The 16,147-nt window shown below is 70.6% G+C and carries 17 protein-coding genes; 6 read left to right on the top strand and 11 right to left on the bottom strand.

What is annotated here, in order from left to right; all coding sequences use genetic code 11:
* Positions 1–115: 115 nt before the first annotated feature.
* Positions 116–1,783 carry a malate synthase A gene (gene aceB / locus QE412_RS15960; protein WP_307486141.1) on the top strand — a complete coding sequence of 556 codons (1,668 nt, stop codon included), beginning with the start codon at positions 116–118 and terminating at the stop codon, positions 1,781–1,783.
* A 59-nt stretch (positions 1,784–1,842) separates the two neighbouring features.
* On the opposite strand, the gene QE412_RS15955 is transcribed toward aceB, so the two are convergent.
* Positions 1,843–3,138 (bottom strand): chloride channel protein, encoded by a 1,296-nt coding sequence (locus QE412_RS15955; RefSeq protein ID WP_307486139.1) that lies wholly within the window; start codon positions 3,136–3,138, stop codon positions 1,843–1,845.
* A 156-nt stretch (positions 3,139–3,294) separates the two neighbouring features.
* Here QE412_RS15955 and QE412_RS15950 point away from each other — a divergent pair, with 156 nt between their 5' ends.
* Positions 3,295–4,428, top strand: coding sequence for a pyridoxal phosphate-dependent aminotransferase (locus tag QE412_RS15950; RefSeq protein ID WP_373426555.1), 1,134 nt, complete (start codon positions 3,295–3,297; stop codon positions 4,426–4,428).
* A 287-nt stretch (positions 4,429–4,715) separates the two neighbouring features.
* Here the strand turns inward: QE412_RS15950 and QE412_RS15945 are convergent, their stop codons facing one another.
* Genes QE412_RS15945 through QE412_RS15930 form a run of 4 tightly spaced genes read right to left on the bottom strand, consistent with a single transcriptional unit; the run spans position 4,716 to position 7,548 of the window.
* Entirely contained in the window at positions 4,716–5,852 is a 1,137-nt protein-coding gene (locus QE412_RS15945; RefSeq protein ID WP_307486135.1) for a UDP-N-acetylmuramate dehydrogenase, read from the bottom strand.
* Positions 5,852–6,256 (bottom strand): MaoC/PaaZ C-terminal domain-containing protein, encoded by a 405-nt coding sequence (locus QE412_RS15940; protein ID WP_307486131.1) that lies wholly within the window; start codon positions 6,254–6,256, stop codon positions 5,852–5,854. The genes QE412_RS15945 and QE412_RS15940 overlap by 1 nt, the downstream gene beginning before the upstream one ends.
* Positions 6,253–6,702 carry an FAS1-like dehydratase domain-containing protein gene (locus tag QE412_RS15935; protein ID WP_307486127.1) on the bottom strand — a complete coding sequence of 150 codons (450 nt, stop codon included), beginning with the start codon at positions 6,700–6,702 and terminating at the stop codon, positions 6,253–6,255. The genes QE412_RS15940 and QE412_RS15935 overlap by 4 nt, the downstream gene beginning before the upstream one ends.
* 48 nt (positions 6,703–6,750) lie before the next feature.
* On the bottom strand, positions 6,751–7,548 hold the full coding sequence (locus QE412_RS15930; RefSeq protein ID WP_307486124.1) for a sulfite exporter TauE/SafE family protein: 798 nt from the start codon (positions 7,546–7,548) through the stop codon (positions 6,751–6,753).
* Positions 7,549–7,830: 282 nt separating this feature from the next.
* Between QE412_RS15930 and QE412_RS15925 the strand changes: the two genes are divergently transcribed.
* Positions 7,831–8,466, top strand: coding sequence for an NADPH-dependent F420 reductase (locus QE412_RS15925; protein ID WP_307486119.1), 636 nt, complete (start codon positions 7,831–7,833; stop codon positions 8,464–8,466).
* A 113-nt stretch (positions 8,467–8,579) separates the two neighbouring features.
* Here the strand turns inward: QE412_RS15925 and QE412_RS15920 are convergent, their stop codons facing one another.
* The 6 genes from QE412_RS15920 to QE412_RS15895 form a co-directional block, all read right to left on the bottom strand.
* Positions 8,580–9,740, bottom strand: a complete 1,161-nt coding sequence (locus QE412_RS15920; RefSeq protein ID WP_307486115.1) for a cystathionine gamma-synthase — start codon at positions 9,738–9,740, stop codon at positions 8,580–8,582.
* Complete coding sequence (locus QE412_RS15915) at positions 9,737–10,741, bottom strand: pyridoxal-phosphate dependent enzyme (RefSeq protein WP_307486113.1); 1,005 nt, start codon at positions 10,739–10,741, stop codon at positions 9,737–9,739. Before QE412_RS15915 ends, QE412_RS15920 begins: the two co-directional genes overlap by 4 nt.
* A gap of 166 nt (positions 10,742–10,907) precedes the next feature.
* A complete protein-coding gene (locus QE412_RS15910) occupies positions 10,908–11,756 on the bottom strand; it encodes an SDR family oxidoreductase (RefSeq protein ID WP_307486109.1) in 849 nt (282 codons plus the stop codon).
* Positions 11,757–11,824: 68 nt separating this feature from the next.
* Positions 11,825–12,145: a hypothetical protein gene (locus tag QE412_RS15905; protein WP_307486106.1), complete on the bottom strand. Its 321-nt coding sequence runs from the start codon at positions 12,143–12,145 to the stop codon at positions 11,825–11,827.
* A complete protein-coding gene (locus tag QE412_RS15900; RefSeq protein ID WP_307486099.1) occupies positions 12,142–12,714 on the bottom strand; it encodes an Asp23/Gls24 family envelope stress response protein in 573 nt (190 codons plus the stop codon). Before QE412_RS15900 ends, QE412_RS15905 begins: the two co-directional genes overlap by 4 nt.
* A gap of 4 nt (positions 12,715–12,718) precedes the next feature.
* Positions 12,719–13,261: an RNA polymerase sigma factor gene (locus tag QE412_RS15895; RefSeq protein WP_307486096.1), complete on the bottom strand. Its 543-nt coding sequence runs from the start codon at positions 13,259–13,261 to the stop codon at positions 12,719–12,721.
* A 217-nt stretch (positions 13,262–13,478) separates the two neighbouring features.
* On the opposite strand from QE412_RS15895, the gene QE412_RS15890 reads away from it, so the two are divergent.
* From QE412_RS15890 to QE412_RS15880, 3 genes are all read left to right on the top strand, one after another.
* Positions 13,479–14,321, top strand: coding sequence for an NAD-dependent epimerase/dehydratase family protein (locus QE412_RS15890; protein ID WP_307486093.1), 843 nt, complete (start codon positions 13,479–13,481; stop codon positions 14,319–14,321).
* Positions 14,322–14,409: 88 nt separating this feature from the next.
* Positions 14,410–14,664 (top strand): hypothetical protein, encoded by a 255-nt coding sequence (locus tag QE412_RS15885; protein ID WP_307486089.1) that lies wholly within the window; start codon positions 14,410–14,412, stop codon positions 14,662–14,664.
* A 45-nt stretch (positions 14,665–14,709) separates the two neighbouring features.
* A complete protein-coding gene (locus QE412_RS15880) occupies positions 14,710–16,146 on the top strand; it encodes a dihydrolipoyl dehydrogenase family protein (RefSeq protein ID WP_307486087.1) in 1,437 nt (478 codons plus the stop codon).
* The last annotated feature ends 1 nt before the right edge of the window (position 16,147 follow it).

The raw sequence follows: 16,147 nt of genomic DNA, 5'->3' as shown, positions 1-16,147 counted from the left end.
CGCCCCCCTTCCGTTGAGTGTCCAGGACACGCCGTTTCGGCCTCGTGTCGTACGGCGTGTTCTGGACACTCAACATGCAGGACGGGGGGCGCCGAAAATACGGAAAGTCACGGCCATGACCCTCATCACCTCTCCCCCGCCCCCGACCACCACGACACCGGCCGGCGCGACGCCGCAGGCCGCGGCATCCGTCCCCCACCTGCGCCTCGAACGCCCCCTCGAAGGCCGGGATGCCGAGATCCTCACGCCCGCGGCGATCGCGTTCCTCACGGAGCTGCACGACCGCTTCGCCCGGCGCCGGCACGACCGGCTCGCCGCACGCGAGCGCCGGCGCTTCGAGATCGGCACGGGCGACGACCCGCACTTCCGCGCCGACACCGCGCACATCCGCGACGACCCGTCGTGGCGCGTGGCCGGCGCTGGCCCGGGCCTGGAGGACCGCCGCGTCGAGATCACCGGCCCCACCGACCCGAAGATGACCATCAACGCACTGAACTCCGGTGCGCGGGTGTGGCTGGCCGATCAGGAGGATGCCACGAGCCCGACCTGGCGGAACGTCATCGGCGGGCAGCTCTCGCTGTTCGACGCGATCCGCGGGCAGCTGTCGTTCACGAACGCCGAGGGCAAGCGCTACGAGGTCACCGCCGAGCGGACGCCGACGATCGTGATGCGCCCGCGCGGCTGGCACCTGCCCGAGAAGCACGTGACGTTCGTCGATCGCTCCGGCCGTGAGCTGCCGGCATCCGGATCCCTCGTCGATTACGGGCTGTACGTGTTCCACAACGCGCACGCGCTGATCGCGGCGGGCCGGGGGCCGTACTTCTACCTGGCGAAGATCGAGTCGGCCGAGGAGGCGCGCCTGTGGGATGACGTCTTCTCGTTCACCGAGGAGCGGCTGGGCCTCGCGCACGGCACGATCCGCGCGACGGTGCTCATCGAGACGCTGCCCGCGGCGTTCGAGATGGAGGAGATCCTCTTCGCCCTGCGCGACCACTGCGCGGGCCTGAACGCCGGCCGCTGGGACTACATCTTCTCGATCATCAAGACCTACCGCGGTCGCGGGGCGCGATTCGTGCTGCCGGACCGCAGCGAGGTCACGATGACGGTGCCGTTCATGCGGGCCTACACCGAGCTGCTCGTGCAGACCTGCCACAAGCGGGGCGCGTACGCGATCGGCGGCATGAGCGCGTTCATCCCCAACCGCCGCAAGCCCGAGGTGACCGCAGCGGCGTTCGAGAAGGTCGCCGCCGACAAGCGGCGCGAGGCCGGAGACGGCTTCGACGGCACCTGGGTTGCCCACCCCGATCTCATCCCGGTGGCGCGCGCGGAGTTCGACGCGGTGCTGGGCGACGAGCCGAACCAGCTCGGGCGCACGCGCGACGAGGTGTCGATCGACCCCGCCGACCTGCTCGATCTGCGGATCGGCCTGCCCATCACCAGGGCCGGCGTGCGCGGCAACGTGTCTGTGGCGATCCGCTACCTCGAGGCGTGGCTGCGGGGCCTCGGCGCCGTGGCGATCGACGACCTCATGGAAGATGCCGCGACCGCCGAGATCTCGCGCTCGCAGATCTGGCAGTGGATCCACCAGGACCGCGTCACGGCGGAGGGGGATGCCATCACCCGCGCCTTCGTCGAGGGACTCGTGAAGGGCGTGCTCGCCGAGGCACCGCGGTCCGACGGCGACCGCTTCGACGACGCCGCCGAGGTGTTCCGCGAGGTGGCGCTGCGCCCGGAGTTCCCGGCGTTCCTGACGCTTCCGGCGTACGCGAAATACCTGGACTGAGCCGGATGCCGAGGGGTCGGGGCCACGAGCCCCGGCCCCTCGTCACGCGACTCGGCGGCCTACTCCCGGCCCGGGTCGATCGGCGCGAACTTCCGCAGGCCCGCGCGCGACGACAGCCGCGAGGCCGCGAGCGACCCGGCCACGGCCAGGAAGATCGGCAGCAGCAGCGTGAACCCGGTGTCGGTGAACTCGATCACCAGGGCGATCGCCGTGAACGGGGCGCGCATGTTGGATGCCAGGAACGCCGCCGCCGCGACGATGGCGAGGGCTGTGGCATCGGCGCCCGGCCAGATGAACGCCCATCCCGCCGCGGCGGCGGCGCCGAGCGCCGCGCCGATCGCGACCGAGGGCTGCAGGGTGCCGCCGATGGCACCCGACCCGAGCGAGACGGTGGTGGCGACGTACTTCAGCAGCGCGAGCAGGAGCAGCAGTAGCGCCGGCTGCGAGAGGTCGAAGCCCGCGGTGGCCAGAGCACGGCCGTTGCCGAGGATGAGCGGGAAGAACGCCCCCAGCACACCGACCGCGGTGAAGGTCAGGGGCAGAACGACGAGCAGCTTCCAGCCCGTCGGGCGGAACCGGCCGAGCGCCTTCGTCACGGTCGCGAAGCTCGTCGCCCCCCAGCCCATGAGCGGACCGATCAGCAGGGCGGCGACCACGAGCGAGGCGTTCACCTCGAGGGATGCCACCTGGTACAGCGACTCCTCCCCCACCAGCGGACGCGCGACGAAGGTGGCGATCGCGCTGACCGACAGGGCGACGACCGCAGCACCCACGCTGAACTGGGCGAGCAGGATCTCGATCGCGAACAGCGCGCCGCCCAGCGGCACGTTGTAGACCGCGGCGAGACCCGCGCCGGCGGCGGAGGCGATGAGGATGCGGCACCACCGGGCGTTGAGGCCGAACCAGCGCACGATCTTCGAGCCCGCCATCGCGGAGAGCTCGCGCGGCGCGACCTCTTTGCCGATCGAGGCGCCGAGGGCGACCGAGGTCACCTGCAGCACCGTGTCGACGAGCGTCTCCCACCAGGGCATGTGCGCGCCGTCGACGCCCTGCTCGACGGTGGCGAGCTTACGGCCGAAACGGCGGATCAGGTACCACCCGACGGCGGCGATGACACCCGCACCCCCCACCGTGACGATCGGCAGCCACCACGGCGACGGCATCGGGAGTCCGTCGAGGAACGGACCCTCTTCGTGGCCCCAGATCAGGTGCTCGATCGAGTGCACGATCCAGACCAGCAGCAGCACCGCGAGACCGGTCGCGATGCCGACGATGATGCTGGCCACGCCCAGTTTGAGCAGGAATCCGATCGCACGACGGTGGGTACGCGGGGGTGCGAGGGGTTCTGCTGTCACCCCGCCACGCTATCGGAGCCGTGCGCCCGCCCCAGACCGCGCGGCGTCACACCCTCTCCGCGCGAGGGCGCAAACAGTAGGCTTTCCCCGTGACTTCCCGCGCCCCGCTCTCCCGCAAGCTGTCCGCCATCGCCGAGTCCGCGACCCTGAAGGTCGATGCCAAGGCGAAGGCCCTCCAGGCCGCCGGCCGACCGGTCATCTCCTACGCCGCGGGCGAGCCCGACTTCGCCACACCCTCGTTCATCGTGGATGCCGCCGCCGAGGCGCTGCAGAACCCCAAGAACTACCGCTACACCCCCGCCGCAGGGCTCCCGGTGCTGCGCGAAGCGATCGCGGCCAAGACGCTGCGCGACTCCGCGCCTCGAGGTGGCGCCGTCGCAGGTCATCGTCACCAACGGCGGCAAGCAGTCGGTGTACCAGGCCTTCCAGACCGTGGTGAACCCCGGCGACGAGGTTCTGCTGCCCGCGCCGTACTGGACCACTTACCCCGAGGCGATCGCCCTCGCCGACGGTACCCCCGTCGAGGTGTTCGCCGGTGCCGACCAGGACTACAAGGTCACCGTCGCGCAGCTCGAGGCCGCCCGCACCGACAAGACGACCGTGCTCGTCTTCGTCTCGCCCTCGAACCCGACCGGCTCGGTCTACACCCCCGAAGAGACCGCCGAGATCGGCCGCTGGGCGCTCGAGCACGGCATCTGGGTCATCACCGACGAGATCTATCAGAACCTCACCTACGAAGGCACCCGCGCGGTGTCGATCGTCGAGGCCGTTCCCGAGCTCGCCGAGCAGACGATCCTCGTCAACGGCGTCGCGAAGACCTACGCCATGACCGGGTGGCGCGTGGGCTGGATGGTGGGACCGGCGGATGCCATGAAGCTCGCCGGCAACCTGCAGTCGCACCTGACGAGCAACGTCAACAACGTCGCTCAGATCGCCGCGGCCGCAGCCCTCAACGGCCCGCAGGACGAGGCGGAGCAGTTCCGTCTCGCCTTCGACCGCCGCCGTCAGCTGATCGTGTCGGAACTGGCCAAGATCGACGGTGTCGAGGTGCCGAACCCCCTCGGCGCGTTCTACGTCTACCCCGACGTGCAGGGACTGCTGAACCGTTCCTGGGACGGCGTCACGCCCACCACCTCGCTCGAGCTCGCCGACCTCATCCTCGAGAAGGCCGAAGTGGCCGTGGTCCCCGGCGAGGCCTTCGGCCCCAGCGGCTACCTGCGCCTGTCCTACGCCCTCGGCGACGAGCAGCTCCTCGAGGGCGTGCAGCGCCTCCAGCGCCTGTTCTCCTGACGCCGGGAGGAGGCGGGGTCGGTCGCCGCCCGCGGCATGGCGCCGCGTAACCGTCCTGCGGAGTCCGTGGTCGACACGCCGCGTCGGTGCCCCCGTAGGGCGGCGTGTCGACGAAGACCCCGCGGGACGGTACTGCCACAACGACGGCACCGGCCTGCAGCAGGACCTCCCCCGCCGAACCGTCAGACGGAAACCAGAACCGACACACCGACCCACCGGCATCCCCACCCGGCACGTCCGACCACTGCCTCCGCCCGACGGCACACCGGCCGCGCTGCGCGGGCGGGCTACAACTCGACGTTGACCAGCACCGGCTCGGGCTGCAGCAGCAGACCGAACTCCGCGTGCACCCGGCTCTGGACGAAGCGGGCGAGTTCGGCGATCTCGGCCGCCGTCGCCTCGCCGCGGTTGGTCAGGGCGAGGGTGTGCTTGGTCGACAGCCCCGCGCGCGAGCGCGGCAAGCGGAAGCCGCGGCGCAATCCCGCGTTCTCGATGAGCCACGCGGCGCTGACCTTGACCTCGTGCCGCTCCACCACGGGCGGCGGAAGGATGCCATCGAACGCGGCGAGCGGGATCACCGTCACCGGGTCGAGCACCGGCGCCATCGGCCACTTCGGGCACGCGTCGGGCAGAGTCCGGGCGAACGCCTCCGAGACGATGGCGTTCTGGAAGAACGAACCGGCACTCCAGGTGTCCGGGTCCTGCGCGTCGAGCACCATCCCCTTGCGGGCGCGCGTCGCCAGCACGTGATCGCGGATCCAGCGCAGCGACACCGCCTCATCGGCATCCAGGCCCAGTGCCCCCCGCAACTGCTCCCCCACGATGGGTCGGGCACCGTCGCCAATGCGCTCGAGCTCGAGGGTGACCGAGAGGATCACCGCCGAACGATCGGGGATCGAGCCGTAATGCTGCTTGAGCACTGAGGTACGAAAGCCCAGGCCGAGTTCGACCGCGGGAACGACCGAGACCTCGCCCGTCGACTCGTCGATCAGCTCCACCTCGACGAGGGTCTGCACGATCTCCTGGCCGTACGCGCCGACGTTCTGCACGGGGGCGGCACCGACGGTACCCGGAATGCCCGACATCGCCTCGATCCCGGCGAGCCCCCGCTCGACGGTCTCCGCCACCAGAGCGTCCCAGTCGTGACCTGCCTGGACGCGCAGGCGTACGGTTCCGGGGCGCGACCCCGGGAGCTCCTCGATCCCCGCGGTGCGCACGAGCACGACGGTGCCCTCGAAGGGCTCGTCGCCGGCGAAGAGGTTCGATCCGCCGCCGAGCACGAACCACGGCTCACCCTCGGCCCACACCTCGCGGAGCGCGGCGACGAGCTCGGCGGCGGTGCGCGCCTCGACGATGCGGGCGGGCGTGCCACCGGTACGCAGAGTGGTCAGCTGCGAGAGCGGGATCGGAGGGACCTCGGGCATCAGGGCAGCCGCACCCGCACCTGCGCCTTGCCGAGCACGGTGGTCTCGGCGAACGTGACGGTGAGGTCGATGCGGGCTATCTCGTCGTCGACCGCACCCACCTTCGCGCTCACGTGCAGGTCGGCGCCGGTCTCGGGGTCGACGACGACGGGTCGCGTGAACCGGACACCGTACTCGGCGATGCGGCCGGAGTCACCCAGCGCATCCGCGAGCGTACCCACCGCGATGCCCATCGTGAGCATGCCGTGCGCGAGCACCCCCGGAAGACCGACGGCTGCGGCGACGTCGTCGCGGTAGTGGATGGGGTTGAAATCGCCGGATGCCCCCGCATAGCGCACGAGCGACTCGCGGGTCAGATGCACGGAGCGCTCGGCGATGACCTCGCCCACGATGAACCCGCTCATGCACCCGCCTCCCCCGCCAGCAGAACACTGGTCGTGGTCACGACGTGGGCGCCGTCGGCATCCACGATCTCGGCCTCGCTGGTGATCATCGCGTTGCCGCCCATCGAACGGATGCCGGTGACCGACAGGGTCGCGACGAGCTCGTCGCCCGCGACGATGGGGCGGGTGTAGCGGAAGCGCTGCTCCGCGTGCACCAGGCGCGACAGTTCGATGCCCGAGTCGGGGTCGCCGAGCAGCTGCTGCAGGGTGAGGTCCTGCACCACCATCGCGAACGTCGGCGGAGCGACGACGTCGGCGTACCCGAGCGCGCGCGCGGCGTCGGGGTCGGAGTGCTGCGGGGCGTCGGCGAAGACGGCGCGGGCGAACTCGCGCACCTTCTCGCGGCCGACCAGGTAGGGCACGGTCGGCGGGAAGGCACGACCGACCAGATCAGGATTCACGGGCACCTGACCAGTCTACGGCGGGGTCCGGATCGTGACCGGCGGTCGGCCGCGTCAGCGCTGATGACGGCCGCGCACCGCTTTCACCGCGATCTGCCCGGCGATGAAGACGAGGAAGACCGAGAAGAGCACGTTCGCCACGAACGGATCGACGGCCATGGCGATCTGCGCGCCGAGCGCGGTGGTCGCGCACGCGGCGACGCCCACGCACGCCGCACCCGCGAGGTCGACGTTGCGACGACGCAAATTACCCGCGGTGCCCGACAGAGCCGTCGGGATCATCATGAGCAACGAGGTGCCCTTCGCGATCAGGTCGCTCGCACCGAACAGCAAGAGCAACGCCGGGACCACGATGATGCCCCCGCCCACGCCCAGCAGACCCGCCAGGATGCCGGTGACCACACCGAGCACCGCGAGCCCCGGTCCCGTGATCCAGGTGAGTTCCAGCTCGGCGTCACGGGAGGGGATGACGAAGTACAGGCTCACGATCACGACGAGCAGGAACGCGACGAAAGACCAGCGCAGGGCGGTCTGCGACAGCTTCGGCAGCAGCCAGGTGCCGATCTGCGCACCGCCGACGGCGCCCGCGGCGAGGATCAGGGCGGGAAGCCACGCGACGTGGCCCTCGACGGCGTAAGTGATCACGCCCACCGAGGCGATCGGCACGATCGCGGCGAGCGAGGTCCCCGCGGCGAGACGCTGGTCGAAGCCGAGGACGAGCACCAGCAGCGGCACGATCACCGTTCCGCCGCCGACACCGAACAGGCCCGACATCAGACCCGCGAGCAGCCCGACAGCCACGCACACGAGAAAGAAGCGAGCGGTGCGGGGTGGGCGGGTTGTGACGTGCACGACGACCAGTCTCGCATTCGGGCCGGGGAAAGAAAGCGGCCCCCGGTGGTCCGAAGCCGCGTCCACCGGGGGCCGTCGCCCTCACAGGTCCAGCAGGACGGTGACCCGAACACCGGCCGGCGACCACTCGCGCGAGGGTGCGACAGGTAAGACGTTAAGGCGTGCGCGCCGCGCGGGAAGGGCGGTTGACATGAATATCTCAAGCTGCTAATTATTTACGCCGGTGATGTCTCGGCGGGGCGACCGGGAATGTCCGTGTCCCCGACACGGTTGCCGGTTCGCATGACAACCGTAGGAATCATCGGAGCAGGACACATCGGCTCGGCCCTCGCGAAGGGCTTCGCGAAGAACGGCTACGACGTCGTGATCGCGAACTCGCGCGGGCCCGAGACCCTCACTGCCCTCGTCGCATCGGTGGGAGATCGAGCGCGAGCAGCCACCGCCGCCGAGGCGGCCGAGGCGGCGGACATCGCCGTCGTGACGGTGCCGCTCAAGGCCTACCGCGACGTGCCCGTGGAGCCGCTGGCCGGCAAGACCGTGCTCGACACGAACAACTACTACTTCGAGCGCGACGGCCACATCATCGCCCTCGATGACAAGCAGACGACCACGTCCCAGATGCTGCAGGAGCACCTGCCGCAGTCGACCGTCGTGAAGGCGTTCAATCACATCATGGCCGCCGATATCCTCACCGACGGCTCCCCCGCCGGCACCGAGAACCGTCGCGCGCTCGCTACCTCCAGCGACTCCGACGCCGCCGCCGCCCTCGTGACGCGCATCTATGACGAGTTCGGGTTCGACACGGTCAACATCGGCCCCCTGTCGGAGAGCTGGCGCGTCGAGCGCGACCAGCCCGCCTACGTCGTGCGCCAGAACCGCGACGAGCTCGAGCGCAACCTCGCCCGCGCGGCGCGGTGACCGCGGCGGCGCGGCGCGAGCCAACGCGTGCAGTGGCGGTGGCCGCGGGTCAGGACGCGGCGCCCCGGGTCAGGGCGCGGCGCGCGCCCGTCAGAGCGCGGCGCGCGCCCGGGTCAGAGCGCGGCGAGCGCCCGGTCGACGTCGGCGACGAGGTCGTCGACCGACTCGATACCGACCGACAGTCGCACGATCGTGTCGGGCACCGCGAGCTCGGTGCCGCGCACCGACGCGTGGGTCATGGCATCCGGGTAGTTCACGAGCGATTCGACACCGCCGAGCGACTCCGCGAGGGTGAACAGGCGCGTCGACTCCGCGAACCGGCGGGCGGTGGCACCGTCGGCGAGCTCGAGCGAGACGATGCCGCCGAAGCCGCTCATCTGCGACGCGGCGAGCTCGTGGCCGGGGTGCGTCGAGAGGCCCGGGTAGTAGACCTTCGCGACACGGTCGTGCCCGGCGAGGTACTCGGCGATTGCCTGCGCGTTCGCGCTGTGGCGTTCCATGCGGATGCCGAGGGTCTTGATGCCGCGCGTGGTCAGGTACGCGTCGAACGGGCCCGACACCGCCCCGGCGGCGAACTGCAGGAACTGCGTCTTCTCGGCCAGCTCCGCGTCGGCGAACGCGAGAGCGCCGCCGACGACGTCGCTGTGTCCGCCGAGGTACTTCGTGGCGGAGTGCACGACGACGTCGGCGCCCAGGGCGATCGGGCGCTGCAGCGCGGGTGAGGCGAACGTGTTGTCCACGACCACGATCGCACCGGCCGCGTGGCCAAGGCGCGCGAGACCGGCGATGTCGGTGATGCGCAGCATCGGGTTGCTGGGCGTCTCGACCCAGACCATGCGCGGCGCACGCTCGTCGATCGCCGCCGCCACGGCATCCAGGTCGCTCATGTCGACCACGCGAAGCTTCACGCCCCAGGGACCGAGCACGCGGGCGAGCAGGCGGTAGGTGCCGCCGTAGACGTCGTTGCCGAGCAGCACCTCGTCGCCGGGGACGAGCGCTGCACGCAGCAGCGCGTCTTCACCGGCGAGGCCCGACGAGAACGACAGCGCGCGCACGCCCCCCTCCAGCGCGGCGATCTGCGTCTCCAGCGCCGTGCGGGTCGGGTTGCCGCTGCGGCCGTACTCGTAGCCATTGCGCAGACCCCCGATGCCGTCCTGCGCGTACGTCGTGGAGACGTGGATCGGCGGAATGACGGCGCCGGTGGTCTCGTCGGGCGCTTGCCCTGCGTGGACGGCGAGGCTGTCGAAGCCGCGGGCGGCGTCGTGGGTGCTCATGCGGAGTGCTCCTGGGTGCTCGAGGGAAGAACGGATGCCGGGGCGTCGACGTCGTAGCCGCGCGCGGTCATCCACTCGTCGTCGAAGATCTTGCTGAGGTAGCCGCGACCGTGGTCGGGCAGGACGACGACCATGACGGCGTCGGCGGGCAGGTCGCGGGCGACGCGCAGGGCTCCGACGACGGCCATTCCGCTGGAGCCGCCGACGAGCAAGCCCTCTTCGCGGGCGAGGCGGCGGGTCATCGCGAACGACTCGGCGTCGGACACGCGCTCGTAGGCGTCGACCACCGTGGGGTCGAAGGCCGGGGGCCAGAAGTCTTCGCCGACGCCCTCGACGTCGTAGCCGTGGATGTCGCCGCCCGAATAGATCGAGCCGACCGGGTCGACGCCGACGATGCGCACGCTCGAGCCCGCGACCTCACGCAGGTAGCGGCCCGTACCGCTGATCGTGCCGCCCGTGCCGACGCCGGCCACGAAATGCGTGAGCGTCCCGTCAGTATCGCGCCAGATCTCGGGACCGGTGGTCTCGTAGTGACTGCGGGGGCCGTTCGGGTTGGCGTACTGGTTGGGCTTGAACGCCCCGGGGATCTCCCGCACGAGCCGGTCCGACACGCTGTAGTACGAGTCGGGGTCGTCGGGCTCGACGTTGGTGGGGGTCACCACGACCTCGGCTCCGTAGGCCCGCAGCACCGCGCGCTTGTCCTCGGCGACCTTGTCGGGCACGACGAAGACGCAGCGGTAGCCGCGCTGCTGCGCGACGAGGGCGAGTCCGACGCCGGTGTTGCCGCTGGTCGGCTCGACGATCACGCCGCCGGGCTGCAGGTGTCCGTCACGCTCGGCGGCGTCGATGATGTTGGCGGCGATGCGGTCCTTCGCCGAGCCGCCGGGGTTGACGTACTCGATCTTCGCCAGCACCGTCGCGGCGATGCCGTCGGTGACGCGGGTGAGGCGGACGAGGGGGGTGTTGCCGACGAGGTCGGCGACGCTCTGGGCGTAACGCACGGTGGTGTCCTGAGGGTGGGGCGCCGGGGGGCGCGGAAGGCTGACGGGGTCGTCGAAAAGAGAACGCGGGGCGTTCAGCGACAACAGCGACAGGTCAGCACGCGGACAGCATACCCGACGCGCGGGGCCGCGTGGCGCCCCGGCCGACCCGAGCCCGCGGAACGACTCACGAGACGGCGCCCAGGAACTCTTCGAAGGTCTGCGGCGGTCGGCCCGTCACCCGCTCTACGTCGCCCGACACTCCGGCGAGGTCGCCGCTGGCGATCGCCGTGTAGGTGCTGACCCACGCATCGACCTGCCACCGCGGGGCGCCGAACGCCGCTCGCGAGGCGTACGCCTCGTCGACCGACTCGTCGACGAAACGCACGGGGTGTCCTCGCACGGCCGAGATCTTCTGCGCCACCTCGGTCATGGTCAGAGCCTGCGGGCCCGTGAGGTCGTAGGCGGTGTCGGCGTGACCCGCGGAGTCCAGCAGCACCGACACCGCGGTCGCGGCGACGTCGGAGCGCGACACGAGCGAGCAGCGTCCGTCACCGGCGGGCCCACGGATCACCCCGTCGTCGCCGGCGAAGAGCTCCATCATGTCCATGTAGAAGTTGTCGCGCAGGAACGTCCACCGCATGCCGGAGGAGCGGATGATGTCCTCGGTCGCGGCGTGGTCACGGCCCAGGGTGAAGACCGCGTCGGCCGCGGCGGCCAGGAACGACGTGTAGACGATCGCCCGGACACCCGCGTCGGCTGCGGCCTCGACGAACGTTCGGTGGTGCTCCACCCGGTCGGCGGTCTCGGAGGCCGACACCATGAACAGCGTCTCGACTCCCTGCAGCGCCGCGCGGGCGGCATCCCCATCCGAGTAACGGGCGACGTGCACCTCGGCACCGTCGAGCGCGGGTGCACGCGAGGCGTCACGCACGAGAAGCCGCTGCGGGATGCCACGGGCGGCGAGGTCTCGGGCGACACGGCCCCCCACGGCTCCGGTGGATCCGGTGACGGCGATGAGGGGCGGCGTGGGCATTCGGCCTCCGGGGATGTGGTCGGTGCTCCCAGCGTATTGTGCCCCGTCGACCGGCGGCCGGGAACTCGCTAGGAAGCGGGCGCGACGAGCCGGGCCACGCGCACCCGCACCGTGGCGGGCACGTCGTCGCCACCGGCGCCGCGCGCGGCGGTGGCCGCGGCCGACGCCACGACGGCCGCGTCGTCGACGGCCGAGACGCCGATGCACACGGTGATCGCCCGGGCACCGTCGCTCTGCTCCACCGCGGCGAGCGAGCCTTCCACGTCGGCCACGCGTTCGTAGGCGCGGGCCACGACCGGACGGGCGGAGTAGCACTCCCTCACGCCGTCGACGGCCGTCACCGCGAGGTCGATGCGCGGCGCGACTTCGGCCGCCGGAATCCCGGTCATTCGTCGTCCTCCTCGTCGATGTGCACGTCGCCGACGGTGACGTCCACGCGGCCGACCCGGAGGTCGCCGTGCCGTTCGATGGCCGTGCGGATGCCGTCGCGCATCTCATCGACCGCGTCGGTCATGGCCCGGCCGAAGCGCACGCTCACCGTCACTCTCACGTCGAGCGGCGCGTCGGTCTGCGGCTGATCGAGCCGGACGCGACCGACCAGCAATCCCTCGACGCCGTCGCCCACCGAGCGGATGAGTTCGTACAGGGCTCCCTCGGTGACCACGAGCTCCGTTCCGTCGTCGGTCCGCGCGAGGGGAATGTCACGACCGGCACGAAACTCCCGCATGACCTCGCGCATGATGTCGTCGTACCAGGACTCGGCGAGGGGGCGGACAGCCTGCTCCTCCACGATCTCGCGCGAGAGTTGGCCCATGCGCTCCATGGAGGCCAGCACGGCCTGGCACTGGGCGTTGCGCTCGATGGCGGCGATGCGCGGGACGCGCGCGCGGTCGAGGTACGCCGAGAGGTCCTCGAGCGAGTAGCCCGAGCCCCCGATGTCGTCGTTGTGCTCGCTCACTCGGTCACCTCCAGTCCTGCATGCGTTCCAACACGGTCTTGCGCGCCCGGGCGAGGCGGCCGCGGACGGTGGCTGCCGATTCGCCCACCTCGACAGCGATCTCGTCGTAGCTGTGCCCGCCGATCTCGCGAAGGACCCAGACGACCCGCAGATCCTCCGGCAGATCCGCCAAGACCTTTTTCAACGCGTCCATCTGCGACGATGCCACAACCGCGCGCTCGGGGTCATCCGTCGCCGACACCATCTCTTCATCGATCTGCTCCGAGATCTTGCGCGCCCGCATCCGGTCGGTGACCTTGCGCGACACGATCGTGGTGAGCCAGCTGCGCACCTTCTCAGGCTCGCTGAGGTCGGGCAGCCGGCGCCACGCGGTGATGAGGGCCTCCTGCACGCAGTCGTCGGCGTCGGCGCGCGACCGCGTCAACCGCGTCGCGAAAGCCACGAGGAAAGGCGCGTGGCGTCGCACCAGCACTCCGAAGGCGATCTGATCGCCGTCGGCCGCGCGTGATGCGAGGAACGCATCCGTCGCGGAGGACAAAGAGGGCATCGCGTGTTCCTGTCGGCTGATCGTCGGCACCCGGTCGCTGACCGTTCGCGAACGGGGTCCGTCCCCATAACGAAACACACCCGCCCCGAATGGGACGGCGATCTTGACGCGACGACGAAGACATGGCAATGGCCTCCGACTCCGAGACGGCATCCGGCGACCGTGTCGCATGATGCCGCTAGTGTCGACGACACGTGCCCCGACGCGAAGGAGCCTCATGCGCATCGCCCTCACCGGTTCGTCCGGAAAACTCGGTACCGTCGTCGCCCGCGAGCTGCGCGCGAGCGGACACGACGTGATCGGCCTCGACGTCCGCGGAGAGCGTGGCCCCGGCTTCGTGCAGGTCGATCTCACCGACTACGGTCAGGTCATCGACGCCCTCGCGGGAGTGAACGACCAGCACGACGGTGTCGACGCCCTCGTGCACCTCGGTGCGATCCCCGCACCGGGTATCCGTTCCGACATCGCGACGTTCCACAACAACATGGCGAGCACGTTCAACGTGTTCTGGACGGCCGTGCGTCTCGGCATCCAGAAGATCGTGTACGCCTCGAGCGAGACCGTGCTGGGCCTGCCGTTCGACACGCCGCCGCCGTACATTCCCGTCGACGAGCAGTACCCGCCGCGACCCGAGTCGGTGTACTCGCTCGTGAAGACCCTCGAGGAGCACCTGGCGGCCGAGCTCGTGCGGTGGCACCCGACGCTGTCGATCACGGCCCTGCGATTCTCGAACGTGATGGTCCCCGACGACTACGCCGCCTTCCCCTTCGACGACGACGTGCGCACCCGCAAGTGGAACCTGTGGGGGTACATCGACGCGCGCGACGGTGCCCAGGCCGTCGAGCGCGCGCTCGCGACCGCTCCGGCGGGGTTCGACACGTTCATCATCGCGGCAGCCGACACCGTCATGACCCGCCCCAATGCCGAGTTGGTGGCCGAGGTGTTCCCGGACGTCGAGACGCGCGGCGACCTCGGCGAGAACACCACCCTGCTGTCGATCGACAAAGCCCGCCGACTGCTCGGATACGAACCTCAGCACTCCTGGCGCGATCACCGCTGACCGGTGCGCCCGGGGCGCACACGACAGCACGTTCGGCGCGCGAGCGCAACGACGTCTGGCCGCGACCGCGGCGTGTCACACTCGCACGATGGACGCCGACGAGCCGATCATCCCCCTGCCGACGGCGCGCGAGAAAGAAGTGAGCTTCCTCGCGCGCAGCGGCGCGGTGGTCACCCTGCGCCTGATCGACACGGGGCGGTTCGAGGTGAAACTCGACACCCGGGGCGACTACACCGCCGTGCTTTTGCACGACGGCGAGTCGTTCGACCTGCGCCCGGCTCCCGGCGTCCGCGCCATCGGCGGCACGGGGCTCAGCGCCACCGACCTGTACGAGCGCTTCTGACCCGGCGCAACCCCCCACGTGGAGTGCTCCGTGCGCACTTGACTGGTGGTCTCGACCGCTGAGAGGGATGCCGTGAACCACGACGCCGACATTTACGACATCGCCGTGATCGGCGCAGGACCCGCCGGAACCGCCGCGGCGCTGCGAGCGGCCGAGCTCGGCGCCTCGGTGGTCGTGCTGGAGGCCGGGCGGGTCGGCGGCACCTGCGTGAACACCGGCTGTGTCCCTACCCGCGTGCTGGCGAAGGCTGCGCGTCTCATGCGTGAGACGAGGTCGGCCGACGACTACGGCATCGTCGTGAACGAACCGCACGTCGACTGGGCCGCAGTCGTGGCCCGCGTGCACGAACGCGTGGATGCCGTGCGCTCGATCAAACGGGAAATGGAGCGGTTCGCGGCAGCCGGGGTCGACCTGGTCCACGAGGGGCGCGCGCGCTTCGCGGACGAGCACACCCTCGTGCTCGAGAGCGGGCGTCGTATCCGCGCGGAGTCGATCCTCATCTGCGTGGGCGGGCATTCCCGCCGTCTGCCCATTCCGGGGGCAGAGCTTGCGACCGTACCCGAGGACGTGCTGTCGCTCACCGCGCTGCCTCGACGGGTCGCCGTCATCGGCGCGGGCAACACCGGCGCGCAGCTGGTGACCGTGTTCCGCTCGTTCGGGTCGGAGGTCACTCTGCTCGACGTCGCTCCTCGCGTGCTCGTCACCTCCGACGCGCGCATCTCGGAGGCGATCGCCGCGTCTGTCTCCCACCACGGCGTCGACGTGCACACCGGCATCGAAACGGTCGAGCGGCTCGACCGCAGCGCCGAGGGATCCATCGCGCTCGCGTGGAGAGAAGACGGGACATCGCGAACGGTCGACGTCGACGTGGTGATCATGGCGACGGGCTGGCCCGCCGACGTCGAAGACCTCGGGCTGGACAACGCCGGTATCGAGGTCGAGCGCTCCGCCATTCCCGTCGACCGGTACTTCCGCACGGTCGTGCCGCACATCCTCGCCGTCGGCGATGCCAACGGTCGCGACATGCTCGTGCAAGCGGCGCAGTTCGAGGGAGAGGCGGCCGCCGAGAACGCCGTCCTCGGCGCCAACCGCCGCACGCCCCACCACCTCCTGCCGGCCGGCGGGTTCACCGATCCCGACTACGCCGGGGTCGGCCTCACCGAGGAACAGGCACGTGAGCGCGATCCCTCGTGCGTGGTGGCGGTCGTCCGTTTCGCCGAGCTCGACCGCGCCGTGATCGACGATCGCGAGCGCGGGTTCCTCATGCTCATCGCCGACCGTCGTCGCGAACTCATCCTGGGTGCCCACGCGGTGGGCGAGAACGCCGTCGAGGTGATCCAGTCGGTCACCACCGCGATGGCGGCCGGGATCGACGTCGCCACCCTCGCGGGGGTGCGCTTCGCGTACCCCACGTACAGCGCCGTCATCGGCAACGCTGCGCGCGCCCTCTTGCACGAGGACGCCTCGGCGCTGTTGGAGTGAG

The organism is Microbacterium trichothecenolyticum (assembly GCF_030818955.1).
In the GTDB taxonomy this organism is placed as follows: Bacteria; Actinomycetota; Actinomycetes; order Actinomycetales; family Microbacteriaceae; genus Microbacterium; species Microbacterium trichothecenolyticum_B.
This window is presented reverse-complemented; position numbering and strand designations above follow the sequence as displayed.

Excerpts from the sequence above, each read along its gene's own strand:
- QE412_RS15920 (WP_307486115.1), bottom strand. The coding sequence starts at position 9,740 with ATGAGCACCCACGACGCCGCCCGCGGCTTCGACAGCCTCGCCGTCCAC.
- QE412_RS15885 (WP_307486089.1), top strand. The coding sequence starts at position 14,410 with ATGGACGCCGACGAGCCGATCATCCCCCTGCCGACGGCGCGCGAGAAA.
- QE412_RS15895 (WP_307486096.1), bottom strand. The coding sequence starts at position 13,261 with ATGCCCTCTTTGTCCTCCGCGACGGATGCGTTCCTCGCATCACGCGCG.
- QE412_RS15905 (WP_307486106.1), bottom strand. The coding sequence starts at position 12,145 with ATGACCGGGATTCCGGCGGCCGAAGTCGCGCCGCGCATCGACCTCGCG.
- aceB (WP_307486141.1), top strand. The coding sequence starts at position 116 with ATGACCCTCATCACCTCTCCCCCGCCCCCGACCACCACGACACCGGCC.
- QE412_RS15950 (WP_373426555.1), top strand. The coding sequence starts at position 3,295 with ATGCCAAGGCGAAGGCCCTCCAGGCCGCCGGCCGACCGGTCATCTCCT.
- QE412_RS15925 (WP_307486119.1), top strand. The coding sequence starts at position 7,831 with ATGACAACCGTAGGAATCATCGGAGCAGGACACATCGGCTCGGCCCTC.
- QE412_RS15910 (WP_307486109.1), bottom strand. The coding sequence starts at position 11,756 with ATGCCCACGCCGCCCCTCATCGCCGTCACCGGATCCACCGGAGCCGTG.
- QE412_RS15940 (WP_307486131.1), bottom strand. The coding sequence starts at position 6,256 with ATGAGCGGGTTCATCGTGGGCGAGGTCATCGCCGAGCGCTCCGTGCAT.
- QE412_RS15945 (WP_307486135.1), bottom strand. The coding sequence starts at position 5,852 with ATGCCCGAGGTCCCTCCGATCCCGCTCTCGCAGCTGACCACTCTGCGT.
- QE412_RS15890 (WP_307486093.1), top strand. The coding sequence starts at position 13,479 with ATGCGCATCGCCCTCACCGGTTCGTCCGGAAAACTCGGTACCGTCGTC.